This is a genomic window from Candidatus Pantoea deserta, from assembly GCF_003813865.1.
GTDB classification, from domain to species: Bacteria; Pseudomonadota; Gammaproteobacteria; order Enterobacterales; family Enterobacteriaceae; genus Pantoea; species Pantoea deserta.
Genome location: NZ_RMVG01000018.1, coordinates 76,172 through 93,063 on the forward strand (window position 1 = coordinate 76,172; position 16,892 = coordinate 93,063).

Annotated in this window: 13 protein-coding genes; 3 read left to right on the forward strand and 10 right to left on the reverse strand. The window is 58.4% G+C overall.

All coding sequences use genetic code 11. The features are described from left to right. Positions 1-7 precede the first annotated feature (7 nt). Both aaeA and aaeX read right to left on the reverse strand, forming a co-directional pair. Positions 8-940, reverse strand: coding sequence for a p-hydroxybenzoic acid efflux pump subunit AaeA (gene aaeA, locus BBB56_RS19090; protein WP_123802513.1), 933 nt, complete (start codon positions 938-940; stop codon positions 8-10). Positions 941-947: 7 nt separating this feature from the next. Further along, positions 948-1,151: a p-hydroxybenzoic acid efflux pump operon protein AaeX gene (gene aaeX, locus BBB56_RS19095; RefSeq protein WP_123802514.1), complete on the reverse strand. Its 204-nt coding sequence runs from the start codon at positions 1,149-1,151 to the stop codon at positions 948-950. Between the two features lie 275 nt (positions 1,152-1,426). Between aaeX and aaeR the strand changes: the two genes are divergently transcribed. Beyond that, on the forward strand, positions 1,427-2,344 hold the full coding sequence (gene aaeR / locus BBB56_RS19100) for an HTH-type transcriptional activator AaeR (protein ID WP_123802515.1): 918 nt from the start codon (positions 1,427-1,429) through the stop codon (positions 2,342-2,344). 31 nt (positions 2,345-2,375) lie between these two features. Here aaeR and tldD read toward each other — a convergent pair whose 3' ends face one another. The 8 genes from tldD to csrD form a co-directional block, all read right to left on the reverse strand. Next, the gene (gene tldD, locus BBB56_RS19105) at positions 2,376-3,821 is read right to left on the reverse strand and encodes a metalloprotease TldD (protein WP_123802516.1); all 1,446 of its coding nucleotides are present in this window, start codon (positions 3,819-3,821) and stop codon (positions 2,376-2,378) included. A gap of 126 nt (positions 3,822-3,947) precedes the next feature. Further along, positions 3,948-7,754, reverse strand: coding sequence for an AsmA2 domain-containing protein YhdP (gene yhdP, locus BBB56_RS19110; protein ID WP_123802517.1), 3,807 nt, complete (start codon positions 7,752-7,754; stop codon positions 3,948-3,950). A 128-nt stretch (positions 7,755-7,882) separates the two neighbouring features. Continuing rightward, on the reverse strand, positions 7,883-9,352 hold the full coding sequence (gene rng / locus BBB56_RS19115; protein WP_123802518.1) for a ribonuclease G: 1,470 nt from the start codon (positions 9,350-9,352) through the stop codon (positions 7,883-7,885). 1 nt (position 9,353) lies between these two features. Beyond that, positions 9,354-9,935: a Maf family protein gene (locus tag BBB56_RS19120; RefSeq protein WP_123802519.1), complete on the reverse strand. Its 582-nt coding sequence runs from the start codon at positions 9,933-9,935 to the stop codon at positions 9,354-9,356. 8 nt (positions 9,936-9,943) lie between these two features. Then, on the reverse strand, positions 9,944-10,432 hold the full coding sequence (gene mreD, locus BBB56_RS19125; RefSeq protein WP_123802520.1) for a rod shape-determining protein MreD: 489 nt from the start codon (positions 10,430-10,432) through the stop codon (positions 9,944-9,946). Beyond that, positions 10,429-11,448 (reverse strand): rod shape-determining protein MreC, encoded by a 1,020-nt coding sequence (gene mreC, locus BBB56_RS19130; protein ID WP_123802521.1) that lies wholly within the window; start codon positions 11,446-11,448, stop codon positions 10,429-10,431. Before mreC ends, mreD begins: the two co-directional genes overlap by 4 nt. A gap of 147 nt (positions 11,449-11,595) precedes the next feature. After that, positions 11,596-12,639, reverse strand: a complete 1,044-nt coding sequence (mreB, locus tag BBB56_RS19135; protein ID WP_003855260.1) for a rod shape-determining protein MreB — start codon at positions 12,637-12,639, stop codon at positions 11,596-11,598. Between the two features lie 309 nt (positions 12,640-12,948). After that, the gene (gene csrD, locus BBB56_RS19140) at positions 12,949-14,898 is read right to left on the reverse strand and encodes an RNase E specificity factor CsrD (protein ID WP_123802522.1); all 1,950 of its coding nucleotides are present in this window, start codon (positions 14,896-14,898) and stop codon (positions 12,949-12,951) included. Between the two features lie 281 nt (positions 14,899-15,179). Here csrD and msrP point away from each other — a divergent pair, with 281 nt between their 5' ends. Both msrP and msrQ read left to right on the forward strand, forming a co-directional pair. Then, positions 15,180-16,184 (forward strand): protein-methionine-sulfoxide reductase catalytic subunit MsrP, encoded by a 1,005-nt coding sequence (msrP, locus tag BBB56_RS19145; protein ID WP_123802523.1) that lies wholly within the window; start codon positions 15,180-15,182, stop codon positions 16,182-16,184. After that, the gene (gene msrQ, locus BBB56_RS19150) at positions 16,185-16,787 is read left to right on the forward strand and encodes a protein-methionine-sulfoxide reductase heme-binding subunit MsrQ (protein WP_123802524.1); all 603 of its coding nucleotides are present in this window, start codon (positions 16,185-16,187) and stop codon (positions 16,785-16,787) included. The last annotated feature ends 105 nt before the right edge of the window (positions 16,788-16,892 follow it).

Sequence of the window (16,892 nt, forward strand, 5' to 3'; positions counted from 1 at the left end):
GCCCCGCTTAACCAAACTCACGCAGGCGGTTAAACAGACGCGCTACGGGGGAAACCTGCGTATCGGCGCGGTCACTCTGACCGGTAATCACCACGGTGGCGGTCGTACCCGCCGGGAAGCGGTTGCCCGGCTGCTGATCGAGGCGAATACGCACCGGCACGCGCTGCGCCAGACGCACCCACTCCAGGTTAGAGTCCACGGTCGCCATGCCTTTGCTGTCGACCGAACTACTGCTGTTGGTGACGCCAGCCGCGACGCTATCGACGGTGCCGCGCAGCACGACATTGCTGCCGAGCGGGGTGACTTCCGCGCGATAGCCGGGCTGTACGCCGTGCAGTTTGGTCTCTTCAAGGTAGGCAAGCACATAGAAAGAGCGCTGCTGTACCAGCGCGACGGCGACCGATCCGCGCGTGATAAACTCGCCCTGGTAGACGTTAAGGTTAGTTACCCAGCCATCAGACGGCGCAACGATGGCGGTGCGATCCAGATCGATCTTCGCCAGATCGCGCGTCGCGATCGATTTCGCCAGCTGATGTTCGCTGGTTTGCAGATCGTTATTCGCCTGCTCAATGGCCTCGCGCGACATCGCCGTCGTGCCGAGCTGATTGCGGCGCGCCGCTTCACGGCGCTTTTCGCTGACCAGCGCCTGATAGTATTCAACGTCAGCCTGCGCCTGCTCCAGCGCTTTCTGGTAACGCGGACGATCCACGACAAACAGCGTGTCGCCTTTTTTTACCAGCTGGTTATCGTGGACGGGCACCTCAGTAATCAGCCCCGTCACATCCGGCGAGATAGCGACCACGTCAGCGGCGAATTTAGCGTCGCGCGTCCACGGCGACTCGGTGTAGAACACCCAGGCGCGGAAGATGATAATCACAGCGATGATGACCAGCAGGATAGTAATCGCGTAGCGCGCGATTTTTCTTATTAGCGATTTCACTTAAACCTCAGATGAAAAGACGGGATACCAGGTAAAACACACAGCAGTAAAGCGCCGTGTTAAAAAGGGCCGGATGCCAGACAAGATCGTAGATCCCGCTTGGCGTCAGCAGGCGTTTCACTAACCAGAACAGCATCAGCGAGACTATTAATTCAATGAAAATGGGCGGGAATGAAAGCCCAAATACGACAAAAACCGGAAGCACACTCATCAGGGATCCTTAGTTCGACCTTGCCGGGGTGATCCTGAGCCTGTCTGACCACCAGCCGTGACGGATCGATGACGGCGGATGGCAACATCCGAACCACCGCAAAGTAAATAATAGCGTATCATCGGGCGGTAACAGGCGTTTTGCCGGGGGTTAGCTTAACCTGTCCCGGGCAAAAGAGAATCATCGGGAAATACCCCGGCGCGCATATAGTAACGCGCCTGACTATACGTTTTCTACAGAATGTGACCTAAATCACTTTTTAGCCAGAGTAAACAATGGAACGACTGAAAGGCATGTCCATTTTCGCCAAAGTGGTTGAATTAGGCTCTTTTACCGCCGCGGCACGCCAGCTTCACCTTAGCGTCTCGTCTATCAGCCAGATTGTAGCCAGACTGGAAGATGAGCTTCAGGTAAAGCTGCTTAATCGCAGCACGCGCAGCATCGGCCTGACCGAGGCCGGTAAAATCTATTATCAGGGCTGTCGCCGCATGCTGGCGGAAGCGTCTCAGGTGCATGAGCAGCTCTATGCCTTTAATAATACCCCGATTGGCACGCTGCGCATCGGTAGCTCATCCACGATGGCGCAGAACGTGCTGGCGGAGATGACCACCAACATGCTGCGCGAATATCCGGGCCTTAGCGTCAATCTGGTGGCGGGCATCCCGGCGCCGGACTTAATTGCTGATGGTCTGGATCTGGTGATCCGCGTCGGCGCGCTAAAGGACTCCAGCCTTTTTTCGCGCCGTCTTGGCGCGATGCCTATGGTGGTGTGCGCAGCGAAAAGCTATCTGCAACAGCATGGCGCGCCGGAGAAACCGGCAGACGTCGATAACTTCGCCTGGCTGGAATACAGCGTGCGGCCTGATAACAACTTTGAGCTGATTGCGCCTGAGGGGCTGGTGACGCGGCTGTCGCCGCAGGGGCGTTTTGTCACCAACGACTCGCTGACGCTGATTCGCTGGCTGAAAGCCGGAAACGGCATCGCCTATGTGCCGATGATGTGGGTGATTGAGGAAATTAACGCAGGCGAGATCGATATTCTTTTTCCGCAGTATCAGTCCGATCCGCGTCCGGTTTACGCGCTCTATACCGAAAAAGATAAGCTGCCGCTAAAGGTGCAGGTTTGCATCGACTATCTGACCGAGTATTTTCAGCAGGTGGCAGAGCAGTATCAACAGCACCGCGCAAGCTGACGGCCCGCCCGAAGGCAGGCCGTCATCGGTATCAGGCGGTGCCGCCGACGGTCAGTTTATCCAGCTTCAGCGTTGGCTGGCCGACGCCGACCGGCACGCTCTGGCCCTCTTTGCCGCAGACGCCCACGCCTTTATCCAGCGCCAGATCGTTGCCGACCATTGAGATTTGCTGCATCGCCTCAATGCCGGAGCCGATAAGCGTGGCGCCTTTCACCGGCCGGGTAACTTTGCCCTTCTCAATCAGATAGGCTTCTGAGGTAGAGAAGACAAATTTGCCGGAGGTAATGTCAACCTGACCGCCGCCGAAGTTCGGCGCGTAGAGACCGTACTCGACGCTGCTGATAATCTCCTGCGGCGTGGATTTGCCCGCCAGCATATAGGTGTTGGTCATGCGCGGCATCGGCAGATGCGCATAGGACTCGCGGCGACCGTTGCCGGTCGGCGCGACGCCCATCAGACGCGCATTCAGCTTGTCCTGCATATAGCCTTTCAGCACGCCGTTTTCGATCAGCACGTTGTACTGGCCCGGCACGCCTTCATCGTCCACCGCCAGCGAACCGCGCAGACCCTCGATGGTGCCGTCATCCACCACGGTACACAACTCGGACGCCACCAGCTGACCCATTTTGCCGCTGAATACGGAGGTTTCACGACGGTTAAAGTCGCCTTCGAGTCCATGGCCGACCGCTTCGTGCAGCAGCACGCCCGGCCAGCCTGCGCCCAGCACCACCGGCAAGGTGCCCGCAGGCGCGGCCACGGCGGAGAGATTAACCAGCGCCATGCGCACCGCCTCTTTCGCCCAGGCGTCGGCGCGCACATCGCCGTTTTCGTCGGCGAGGAAAAATTCGTAGCCGACACGCGCGCCGCCGCCGCTGGAACCGCGTTCGCGCTTGCCCTGATCCTCAACCAGCACGCTGACGGAGAGACGCACCAGCGGACGCACGTCTGCTGCCAGCGTACCGTCGGTAGCGGCCACCAGTACCTGCTCGTAGACGCCGGTCAGGCTGGCGTTCACTTCCTGAACGCGCGCGTCAGCGGCGCGCGCCACCTTGTCCACGCGCTGCAACAGCGCAATTTTATCTTCACGCGTCAGGCTGTCGAGCGGGTTAATCGGCTGATAAAGCGCGCGATGCATTACGCTGGAGAGCGTGTGCGCTTTGCCGTCGCCCTGTTCGCGCACGATGCTGCGTGCTGCTTCCGCAGACTGACGCAGCGCGTTCAGCGTAATCTGGTCGGCATAGGCAAACCCGGTTTTTTCGCCGCTGACCGCGCGCACGCCTACGCCCTGGTCGATATGCCAGGAGCCATCTTTAATAATTTTGTCTTCCAGCACCCAGGATTCATGGAAGCTGGATTGAAAATAGAGATCGGCATAATCCAGACGACGTTCTGAAAGCTGCCCTAACAGGGAAAACAGGTCCTGCTGATTAATATTGTTAGCAGTTAGCAACTGCTCACTTACCAGGTTCAGAGTCATCGTATCTCGCTCGTTTTATGCTCGGATAATGAGAATGTCACACGCATTCTGCGCCAGCGCCGGTTGGCCCTGGGTGGACAAAGTCAGATTTTACTAGCCTGCGGCAATTCCCCGACGGCGTCAAATTCACTTCTTCTCTTCTTCGCGCGGTTTGCGCAGCACTTCGTTGATTTGCGGCTTATCCAGCGGGCCGTTGATGTGGTAGCGCAACAGGGAGATTTTATTCCACAGCGGCGCCAGCACTTTGCTCGCGGCAAACACCGCCGCGCCGACGACCGGGTTGATGACGAAGGCTGTCGCCACGCCCACCGACGCCGAGATTTCCGGCGCGACGACCGCTTCCATGTCGATAGTACGCCGGACTAAATCCACCTTGCCTTGCATAGCGATGTCCGCTTCCAGCCCATCCACCAGCAGGTTATCGGTGCGCATTACGCCGTTTTCAATCCATGCGGTGCCGTTGATAGAGTCAAAATAGAAGCCCTCATCATTGAAGGTGTCGCTGAAATCAAAGCGCAGCTTGCGCAGCAGCGCATCAAAGCTCATCAGACGCAGCAGTTGTCCTGCCGTGCCGGTATTCACATCGGCGATCTGCCCTTTGCCAAAGTGGGTTTTTAGCGTGCCGCTCAGGGTCTCTTCCGACGGCTGCCACGGCGCTGAACGCCAGTGTAGATCGTAATCGACCTTGAATGACGCATCGCGCAGCGGGGTGTTAACGCCAAACCAGTTGGTCGCATTGTTAATGTTGCTGCCGCTTAGCGTGCCTTTCAGCGATGTGCGCGGCGCGTCAGGGCGATTGACCCATTCGCCTGAAACGTTAAGTCGCGAGCTGCCGGTATCCACCAGACCGTTAGTAAGCGCTAACGTATCACCTTTCGGCGTCACCTCCGCCTGCATGCGGCCGAACTTCTGTCCACGCAGCCAGCATTCGGCGCAGCTCAGCTGGAGCGCAGGCCAGCGGCTAAAATCGATTTGGCTCGCTTTTTGCTGCTGCTGGCTGCCGCCGCCCTGCCATTCAGGATTGTAGTAGAGGTAGTCGAGCGCCACCCGCCATGCCGCGTTTTGCGCCATCTCCAGCGCGCCGCGGATTTCGCGTCCCTTAATGCTGACGCTGCCGCCGCCGTCCTTGCCCTGGCTGAGCGTAGCGTCAACGTCGTGCCACTGCTGACCTGCCAGCGTAACCGCCGGACTGCGCAGCGTGAAATTGCCTGGTAAGCGCACGCCACCCATTTCGCCGGCGTTACGCGCGCCTGACGCGCCGCCCGCCATCATGAGTCCAGCCCAGGCCTCGCCGTCCAGCGCAGGCAGCTTGAGAACCATGCCTTCGCTGTCAGGCAGGGCCGGCTTGCTGTGGGCGTCGTTAAGCCAGATGCCGCGTTCAATGCGCAGCTGCGGCTCAAGTATCCAGCGGCTATTGAAACGATGATGGGTCGCTACGCTTCCGCTCAGCTCAAACTGCTTTAAATCACCGCTGGCGCTAACGGTGACAGGCATCGCGGTGCCGCTTGCCTTATCCAGCGGCGCAGGTAAGCGACTGCTTACTTCTTTCGCATCCCCTTTTAGCTCCACCTCGTAACGCGCCCCGCCCTGATGCGGCAGCGTGATGCTGACGTCGCCCTGCCACGGCAGATGGCCGCCAGTCTGGCTGGCGATCTGGGCAGGTATTTTCGTCAGCTTCGCCGGTTGCCAGTCGCCGTCGAGTTTGACGTTAACGCCAAAGTCCTGCGGGTTCTCTTTGGTGGTAAAGCTGACGTTAACCGGCTGGCCGAACCAGGTGGCCCGCAGCCTGTCGCTGTCCAGATTGCCATTGCTGAAGCGGAAGCGCCCGGTCAGGTTGGTCAGTGTGGTGTCGAGCGGCCTGATGTGGAGCGCATTATTATTGAGATCGACGTTGCCGCTGGCGAGCACCTGCCTGCCGTCGAGCGGAATATCCAGCTTCAGATGCCCCTGGGTCCGCCCCTTAATCTCCAGCTGCTCCAGCGCCGCTCCCAGAGACGTTTTCAGCGGGGTGTCCTGAAAATAGCGTGCAATCTGATCGCCGTTGCCGCTGATGTCGCCATCAATCAACAGCTTCTCTTTGAGATAGTCCGGGATGGCTCCGCTGAAATTACTGACGTCAACGTCGCCCAGCCTGAAGTGCGATGACGTCATCCACAGCCCGTCATTGATAAAGTTGAGATCGATGTCTACCGGATTGACGTCAGGCCAGTTGGGCTGGAACGCATAGGCCGCCTGACGCAGGGGCACCCAGACCTGGAACATGCCATCGTTGTGACGGAACGGGAAGAGTTTGGGATTACCCGCAAACAGCAGCGTCGCGTTATCGACCTGGCCGCCTTTGATCGCCCCGCTCAGATAGTGGGTCAGCGCCTTGCCCATCAGCGGCTGCGGGAAGTAGCGCCAGGCGTCGCCTGCATTGGTGACGCGGATACCGGCAAGAATATCGAGACGCGGCTCGCTGCCGACATTCTGCTGATAGCGGAAATCGCCGTGCGCCCAGAGCGAACGCGCCTGCACGTCAAGATCGCGCCCGTCCAGCGTCAGACCCTGCCGATCGCGCAGCCAGCTCAGCGAACCGCGCAGCTGGTGAATTTCCAGCGGCGCGTTAAACATCGCGCTGTAAGGCACGTCGGTGCGCCCCATCTCAACGCTGATCTGGCCGTTGGCGAGGCTGCCGCGCACCTCGCCGTCGAGGTTGCTGACGCCCGGCAGCAGCTGCCACGGCTGCCAGCGAAAATCATGCCATTTTACCTGAATACGCGTCTGGTCCGGCTGCTGAAGGGGAATATCCAGCGCCAGCCCCTCTACTGTGCCCTGCGGTTGCAGCGCGCGCCAGTTTTCAAACAGCGACGGCGACAGCGGCGCAAACAGCGGCACCAGCGGCGCGATATGCTTTAACACCAGCTGCGTCGCCCTGACCCGCACCTCGCCCTGGTGCTCAGGACCGAGCAGCTGTTTATCCTGCGGACGCCACAGCAGCGCGAAGTGGCCCGCTGGCCAGGCTTCGCCGTCGGTGGTCAGACGCGTCTGCGGCACGTTAACCATCCAGCCGTTTTGAAAGCGCGACAGATGCGCGGTCAGGCCGTCTACCTGCAAATGATGTTGCCCGTCTTCGCCCTGCCAGTTCGCGCCCCCCTGGCGCAGCAGCAGATCGCCTGCGTAGAGTTCGCCGTCGCGCAGATTGATCCAGGCGGCCAGGCTGAAGCGCGCGCTGTCGAGGCGGGTGTTGTCACGCATCCAGCGTCCCAGCCACGGCCGCACGTCTACGTCGTCCGCCTGCATCCAGATACGTCCATCATTAAGCAGCCCTTCGCTGTCGTTAAGATCGAGTCGCACCTGCACTACGCCGTGCTGCCCCGTAAAGCTGGAAAGACTCACTTCCCCTTCCGCACGATGGCGATTGCTTTCGTTCAGCCAGGTGAGTTTCGGGATCGCCAGTTCAGCGCGCTGGCCGGAAGGCGTGCGAAAGAAGATGGAGCTGTCGCGCAGATCGAAGTGGTCAAACTGACGCAGAAAGAGTTCGTTGATGCGGCCGGGCTTGAAGCTGTTTTTCTCTTCATCGCTGGAGAAAAGCGGGCGATTACTGTCGAGGCGCAGCTGCCAGAAGGTGAGATCGCGAAACTGCCAGCGCCAGTGCAGCAGCGACTGCCAGACATCCAGCGCCAGCGTGACGCGCGAGATGTCGAGCTTGCCGTTTTTTTGCATATCCACGCCCAGGTCGCGGATTTCCAGCGTGGGGCCGAAGTTTTCCCAGCGGCCGCGCAGCTCGCTGGCGCTAACGCCGACGCCGCTGGCGCGCGAAACCGCCGTCAGAAGCTGGCTACGATAGCTGTCGAGGTGCGGCATGACCAGACGCAGCCCGCTGACCAGCAGCGCCACAATCACAATCACGGTCGCAACCAGCAGTAACAAAATCCTCGGCAGCTGCCTCACACACCTCTCCTTGTCTTCCGCATTTGACGGATGGTTATCTCTCATACTTAACCGTCGTCAGACAATTATCGGTATGAATGCGCATGTTAACCTAAACAAGGCCGCTTTTTTACCCCGCCGGACGGAGATTACATCATGACAACGTCGAACTGCTCCTGCGTATAGAGCGGTTCGACATGGACTTTCACCTGTTTGCCAACAAAAATCTCCACCTCTGCCAGCGCATGCGACTCATCGCTTTTCAGCGCTTCGCCCACGGCCGGAGAGACATACACCAGAAAACGGTCGGCGTCATAGGCGTGATGGACGCGCACGATTTCCCGCATGATTTCGTAGCACACCGTTTCCACCGTTTTCAGCGTGCCGCGGCCTTTACAGACCGGACAGTCTTCACACAGAACATGTTCGATGCTTTCACGCGTGCGCTTACGGGTCATCTCCACCAGCCCCAGCGCCGAAAAGCCGTTGATACCGGTCTTGACCCGATCTTTGCTTAGCGCCGACTCCAGCGAGTGCAGCACGCGACGCCGGTGGTCGTCATTACTCATATCGATAAAGTCGATGATAATAATGCCGCCGAGATTACGCAGCCGCAGCTGACGCGCGATCGCCTGGGTCGCCTCAACATTGGTATTGAAGATGGTTTCATCCAGGTTGCGGTGACCCACAAAAGCGCCGGTATTGATGTCGATGGTGGTCATCGCCTCGGTCTGATCGATGATCAGATAGCCGCCTGACTTGAGTTCCACCTTTCGATCCAGCGAGCGCTGAATCTCATTCTCCACATCGAAGAGATCGAAAATGGGCTGCTTACCGGAGTAGAGTTCCAGCTTGTCGGCCATTTCCGGAATGTATTCGCGCGTGAACTCCACCAGCAGCTCGCAGGTGAGCCGTGAATCGACGCGAATCCGATCCAGCGCCGCGCCGGCGAAATCGCGCAGGATACGCTGCGCCAGCGCCAGCTCGCCGTACAGCAGGCAGCGCGTCTGATTGCGTTTTTTACGTTCGGTGACTTTGGTCCAGAGTCGTTTCAGAAAGGCGGCGTCCTGCGCCAGCTCCTCTTCTCCGATGCCTTCCGCGGCGGTGCGGATAATAAAGCCGCCGAGATCGTCGCAGTAGTCCGCCACCACCGCCTTCAGGCGTTCGCGCTCGCGCTCGCTTTCAATACGCTGAGAGACGCCGACGTGAGACGCGCCCGGCATAAATACCAGATAGCGCGACGGCAGCGTAATATCCGTGGTCAGGCGCGCCCCTTTGGTGCCGAGCGGATCTTTTACCACCTGCACCATCAGATCCTGACCCTGCCGCACCAGCTCGGCGATGTCGCGCACGATAAAGTTTTTCTTTTCGTCGCCTGCGACGCACTCCGTGTGCGGCATAATGTCGGAGGCGTGCAAAAACGCGGCCTTTTCCAGTCCAATGTCGACAAACGCGGCCTGCATCCCTGGCAGCACGCGACTGACGCGACCTTTATAAATATTGCCGACGATACCGCGCCGCGCCTCGCGCTCGATATGAATTTCCTGCAATATGCCGCCGTCGATATAGGCAACGCGCGTCTCGGAAGGCGTGACGTTGACCAACAGTTCAGCCGTCATGTTATCCCCTTACGGCACGCAGTGACTGAAAATGGCTGAATAACTCCCCTGTCTCAACCAACGGCAATCCGACAACCGCGTGATAGCTTCCATTAATTTTGCGGACAAAGTTTCCACCTGTGCCCTGAATTCCATATGCCCCGGCTTTATCCATGGGTTCGCCGGTAGCAATATAATCCGCGATGTCGGACGCGCTTAACAGGCGAAACGTCACATCGGTAATCACTAAACAATCGAGCCTGTGCCGGCGATCGGCAAGCGCAACGGCGGTCATCACCTGATGCGTCTGTCCGGAGAGACGGCTCAGCATCTCAGCGGCATGGGCGGCGTCGCGCGGCTTTTCCAGCACGTCGCCGTTCAGCACCACAATGGTATCGGCGCCCAGCACCGGCAAATCGCGTTCCGCGACGGCGACGCCCGCTTGCGCTTTCTCGTTCGCGAGGCGACGCACGTAATATTCCGCCGCTTCATCAGGGCGGCGAACTTCTTCAACATCGGTATGCAGGCGCTCAAAACGCAGGCCAAGCTGCGTCAGCAGCTCACGTCGACGCGGTGAGCCGGAAGCCAGGTAGAGGGATAGCATAATATTCCTTACTGAACGGCAAACTGACGGCGGATCTTTCTCATCAATAAGAATAGCCAGGGCCAGAGAATACCGTCGATAACGCTACTCCAGAAAATTTCAGGCCGGAATGAGACGTTGATCACTAAAAATTCTGCCCAGAACACAATGACATCCATCGCCAGCGACAGCACCATAACCATTAATGCCTGCTGCCACAACGCCAGATTGCGAAAGAGCTGGAATTTAAAGGCGACCAGATAGGCGATGATGCTGAGCGCCAGCGCGCGTACGCCCAGGGTCGATCCCGCAATGAGATCCATGATCCCGCCCAGCACAAAGCCGGTGCCGACATTAACGCGATGCGGCAGCGCCAGCACCCAGTAAATCAGGATAAGCAGGATCCATGAAGGCCGGAACATATAGAACTGTTCCGGCCACGGCATGATCTGCAATACAAGGGCGACAAGAAAGGACAGCCAGATAACCCAACGACCCTGGCTGCGATATCGACTCAAGGCTGGCCTCCGCGCGCGTTTGTCGGCGCGCTTTGCGCGCCGTTTACGCTGGACGGCGCAGGAGGACCCATTTGCGCGGACGGCGCTGGCGGTCCCATCTCGCCGGCTGGCGGCAGCACCTGCGGCATCATCTGCATCAGACGCTCATTAGCGACCCGATGTACCTCGTCTGGCGCCATCGGCATATCGCCGTTTTTATCCGCTCCCCACAGCAGCAGCAGATAGCGCAGGCGTTGCAGACCGGCCGTTGGACGCGCCTGAATCACGGTATAGGCACGCTGCGTATCCACCTTCACGGAGGAGACGACGGCAACCGGATAGCCTTCCGGGAAGCGTCCGCCCAGACCGGAGGTCACCAGCATATCGCCGACGCGAATGTCGGTATTGCCTGGCAGATGCTCCAGCTGCAAATCTTCAGTACAGCCGTTGCCCGCCGCAATGACGCGAATATCGTTGCGCAGCACCTGAATCGGCAGCGCATGCGACGCGTCGCAAATCAGCAGCACGCGGCTGGTCACCTGACCGACGGCGATAACCTGGCCGACGACGCCTTTGTCGCTGATGACCGGCTGGCCTTCATAGACGCCATTGACGCTGCCTTTATCGATGACCACTTGATCGGTGTAGGGGTCGGTGCCGGTTGAGATAACCTGCGTCACCATCTTGTGTTCATCCTGACGCAGCGGCGAGCCGAGCAGTTCACGCAGGCGTGCGTTTTCCTGCTTGTACTGCCCCAGCATTAGCAGGTTACTGTTTTTCAGGAAAAGCTCGCGGCGCAGGGCTTTATTTTCCAGCTCAAGCTGCTGACGTGACGCCAGCGAACCGGAAATACCATCAAGAATCTGTCGCGGGCCGTTGGCCAGGAAATAAAACGGACTGACCGATGTGTCCAGATAGTTGCGGATCTGGGTAAACGAACCCAGGCGGCTATCGGCGACGATTATCGCAATGGCAACGATCACCGCCAAAAACAGGCGCAACTGCAGGGAAGGTCCCCTGCTAAAAATCGGCTTCATATATTCTGCGTGTTCCTCGACAACAGGTAAGGAAATGCGACCACCGCCGCATTTCCCCGGGCTGGACGTCTGGCGCCAACGCGCAGTGCGTCAGCTTCCACGCAACTCCCTGCGTATTTCGACTCAGGTTCCAGCCGATTGAGGCGATTATTCTTCGCTGAACAAATCGCCGCCATGCATGTCGATCATTTCCAGCGCTTTACCGCCACCGCGCGCCACGCAGGTCAGGGGATCTTCCGCCACCACGACCGGAATGCCGGTCTCTTCCATCAGCAGACGATCCAGGTTGCGCAGCAGCGCGCCGCCGCCGGTAAGTACCATGCCGCGTTCAGAGATGTCCGAGGCCAGTTCCGGCGGGCACTGCTCCAGCGCGACCATTACCGCGCTCACGATGCCGGTCAGCGGCTCCTGAAGCGCTTCAAGAATTTCATTCGAGTTCAGCGTGAACCCGCGCGGTACGCCTTCCGCCAGGTTACGACCGCGTACTTCGATTTCGCGGACTTCATCGCCAGGGTAGGCGGAACCGATTTCATGTTTGATACGCTCTGCGGTGGCTTCACCGATCAGCGAGCCGTAGTTACGACGCACGTAATTGATAATCGCTTCATCGAAGCGGTCGCCGCCGATGCGCACTGAAGAGGAATAGACCACGCCATTTAGCGAGATCACCGCCACTTCTGTGGTGCCGCCGCCGATATCGACAACCATGGAGCCGGTCGCTTCCGACACTGGCAGACCAGCGCCGATGGCGGCCGCCATTGGCTCTTCGATCAGAAAGACTTCGCGCGCGCCTGCGCCCTGCGCAGATTCGCGAATCGCGCGGCGTTCCACCTGAGTCGCGCCAACCGGCACGCACACCAGCACGCGCGGGCTTGGACGCATGAAGCTGTTGCTGTGCACCTGCTTAATAAAGTGCTGTAGCATCTTTTCGGTCACGAAAAAGTCCGCAATCACACCGTCTTTCATCGGGCGAATCGCAGCGATATTACCTGGCGTACGGCCGAGCATCTGCTTTGCATCATGGCCAACGGCCGCTACGCTCTTTGGGGAACCGGCGCGGTCCTGACGGATAGCTACCACGGAAGGCTCGTTCAGCACGATGCCTTGTCCTTTTACATAAATCAGGGTATTCGCGGTACCCAGGTCAATGGACAAGTCATTGGAAAACATGCCACGAAATTTTTTAAACATATCTAAAGGATAATCCTGCAAGCTGGGGGCGGAAAATAAAATCCGCTTACTTTACCAACCACGCGAAGCCGCCACAAGGCGCAAAAACGTTCTGCTTCGGTGAAAAAATAGACCAATTTAGCTTTGTGCGATTGTCAACGAGAACTGACCGGTGTAAAACGGCGGAATTACCCCATTTTACCTGCGACACGAACAGCTGTTTTCGTTGTTGTTCGACATAAAATCTAACATTTCCGCCGGGCCGCACTGGCGATATTGTTACGTCGCCCGACTAAAAAATCCACAACGTCCAGACAATCCCTTAACTGGTTAAATATGATAGCGTTGTGAATATTTTTTCACATTACTGTTTACAGGCTGCGAAGGAGCGAAAAGATCGCCCTGTCCGCCGGATACGCCTAATCCAATAAGCGTCTGCCATTCCGCATGCGTTCGCACCGCCGTGGCAAAAACCTGCGTCTGGGCCGATTTGCATACTTCCAGCAGACTTTGCACAAACAGCTGGTTTTCCGTGCGTCGGTCGATATTGCGTACCAGACCGGGATCCAGCTTGATTAAATCAATGGGAAATTGCCGGATATAGGCGCTACTCACCACGGTTAAGCCAGCCTGATTAACGGCAATGCGACAGCCAAAGGCTTGCAGCGCACGGAACACCGGCGCCAGTCGATTGATGTGTTGACAGACATCTGCCTCAGCAAGTTCAAATAAAAATCGCTTTCTTTGCGCTTTGGTGCACTGCAACAGTATGTTTTGCAGCCAGTTGACAAAAGAGCGCTGGAGAAGCGAGTCGATGCTGATAGGGAGCGCCAGGGTCTCATCCGGCCAGACTTCGGACAGGGCGGCAATGCGGGCCACCAGCTGCCGATCCCAACTGTCCGCCATGCCGAACTGAAGCACCAGCGGCATAAATTCTGCGGCCAGCAGCTCTTTATCGCCGTCGAAAATCCGCATCAACAGTTCGCGATGATGCACTTTGCCATCCAGCAACACGGCGGGTTTCTGATACAGACGCGGGCCGCCACGGCTCAGGGTGTTTTCCAGCAGCGTTCGCCAGCGCACGCTGCCGCGGCCGGCGTCGAGCGGATTTCCCTCGCCGTTGGACCAGTTATTGCCCCCCAGCAGCGTCGCCCGTCGCGTCGCCATCTCGACGTTGTCCATTACCTGCGGCACGGTCTGGCCGCTGTGCCATGCGCTGATGCCGATGTGGATCAGATCGTCGCGATTCACCATGTGCATAGGCGGCAGCGAATCCACCGCGTTGATCAGCTGATCGGCAATGCTGTTGGCCTCTTTCAGGCTGCGATGCGGCAGCAGGACCGCAAAATCGCTGCGAAAATAGCGCGCCAGCAGCGCGCCGGGATAGCGCAGCACAAAAGTAGAGAGCATATTGACCAGATCGTAGAGATACTCGTCCACCAGCGCTGGCCCCAGGGTTTCATTGAGCGTATCGAGGTCGGGCAGACGTACCATCATCACCACGCCGTGCGTGCCGACATCCTCCTGATCCTCCAGCAGCGTCGCCAGCTGGTTATCGAAGAAGAGTCGGTTATTAAGGCCGGTGCGGCTGTCCTGCGCGGCGAAGGCGCGGATAAGGGTGTCGATGCGCAAGCGCTGTTCGCCAGCCTCCTGCAAATCGTTCAGCAACACGTCGATAGCGCAACTGGCGCGCGGCGGCCACTCGTCAGCGCTGCCCCTGGGCAGCAGCGTACGTTCGCCGGACAGGATGGCCTCGGCGCGCTTTTCCAGCCGCTCCATGCCGCGCCACTGGCGGCTAAGCCAGCAGTGCATCATAAACAGCAGCAGGCTCATCACCACGACTACCAGCAACAGCGCAAGCAGCGTATAGACGCCGGTAAAAGACTGGAACCAGGTTCTGGCGGGATCGAGCACGACGATGCGCAAAACCACGCCCGGCTGGTGCATCAGCGGCACGTCATACTGAATAAAGCGGTTGGTCTCATCCTCCAGCATGGGGTTTTCATGCCGGCTGAGCCTGAAGAAGGAGTGGTCAGCGCTCCGCAGCTCGACGCGCTCAGCGTTAATCACGGTCATGGTATGCTTCATCCATTTCCGCATCTCGTCAGGCGTCTGCGTGAGCAGAGCCTGATCAACCTCGGTCGCCAGCGTGTGCACTCGTCCCTCAACGCGCTGGTGCGTCAGCCAGTAAACGCTAAAAGCGCAGCCTACCAGCATCAACAGCATCGCCAGCAAGCTTAAAAATGTAATAAACGCAGAAAGTTTCGTGGTTAATCGCATCCCTGTGCCTGTTCGCTGCGGTGATGACCCATTTATACCCGCCCTGTGCCCTGCCTGACGCAAGCGCGAGCAAAATAGCATAAATTTCGTCTTGCAGCAGCGCTGCTGCACGAGATGAGCAAGTATATGCGTACCAGATGCCGCGTTATGACCATCAGGCATTTTTCAGCGCATTCTCATCAGCGGACCATGCCAGGAAATTTCATATTTTGGCAGCGAAAGTGGCGGCGATCGGCAATAGTCATCATGCTGGGATACCTGTTCGAGCCGGGAGGTAAGCGATGAAACCCACAAAATATCTGACTGAAGCCGACGTGACGCCGGAAAGCATCTTTAATATGCAGCGTCGGCAGGTGTTGAAAACGCTCGGTCTGGGCGCGGCGGCGCTGGGCCTGCCTGGCGCGGCGCAGGCCGACGTGCTGAGCTGGTTTAAGGGCAACGACCGCCCTGCCGCGCCCGCTGGCCGCGCGCTGGACTTTAGTAAGCCGGAGAAATATCAGGCAAACCTGACGCTGACGCCAGAGGATAAGGTGTCGGGCTACAATAATTTCTACGAATTTGGCCTGGATAAAGCCGATCCGGCCGCCAACGCCGGCACGCTGAAAACCGATCCCTGGCAGCTGACCATTGACGGTGAAGTGGCGAAGCCGCTTACCCTGAATATGGACGATATTTTTAAAAAGTTCGCGATGGAACAGCGTATCTACCGTATGCGCTGCGTCGAGGCCTGGTCGATGGTGGTGCCCTGGGTCGGCTTCGAGCTGAATAAGCTGCTTAAACTGGCCGAGCCGACCAGCAACGCGCGCTTTGTCGCGTTCCAGACGCTCTACGCCCCAGACCAGATGCCTGGCCAGAAAGATCGCTTTATTGGCGGTGGTCTGGACTATCCCTATGTGGAAGGTCTGCGGCTGGACGAGGCGATGCATCCCCTGACGCTGCTCTCGACGGGCGTCTATGGCAAAGCGCTGCCGCCGCAAAACGGCGCGCCGATTCGCCTGACCGTGCCGTGGAAATATGGATTTAAGGGAATTAAATCGATCGTCAAAATCACCCTGACGCGCGATCAGCCACCGACGACCTGGAATCAGATCGCGGCAAACGAATATGGTTTCTACGCCAATGTTAATCCGCATGTCGATCATCCGCGCTGGTCGCAGGCGACCGAACGCTTTATCGGCCCAGGCGGCACGCTCAGCGTGAAGCGTCAGCCTACGCTGCTGTTCAATGGCTATGCCGATGAGGTGGCGTCGCTCTATCGCGGGCTGGATTTACGGGAGAATTACTAAGTGAGACTGACGCTTAAGCAGATCGTCGGATTAAAAGTCGTGCTGCATCTCGCCGCCTTTTTACCGCTGGTTTATCTTTTTATGGCGGCAAATCAGGGCTGGCTGAGCGCCGATCCGGCGAAAGATATTCAGCACTTTACCGGCAGGATGGCGCTGAAGCTGCTGCTGGCGACGCTGCTGGTGTCGCCGCTGACGCGCTATGCCAGACAGCCGCTGCTGATCCGCACCCGCCGCCTGCTTGGCGTCTGGACCTTTGTCTGGGCCTGTCTGCACCTGCTGAGTTACTACCTGCTGGAGCTGGGCGTTGGCAACCTGCGTCTGCTGGGCAGCGAGCTGGTTTCGCGTCCCTACCTGACGCTGGGCATTGTGACCTGGCTGATTCTGCTGGCGCTGACCGCGACCTCTTTTCAACGCGCTCAGCGCAAGCTGGGGCGGCGCTGGCAAACCCTGCATAACTTTATCTATCTGGCGGCGATCCTGGCTCCCATTCACTATCTGTGGTCGGTAAAAGTTCTCTCGCCGCAGCCGGTCCTTTACGCCCTGGCCGCGCTGGTGTTGTTAGCGTTACGTTACAAAAAGTTCCGCAGCGCGTTATCACGCTAAGTTGTCTTCCTGGCATCATTTCTGATAAAAGGTGTGGCCTTCGGGGCACGCCCGATCAACTTCGCAGATAAGACCAGTATTTTGCTGCGAATTGTCCCGAAACGG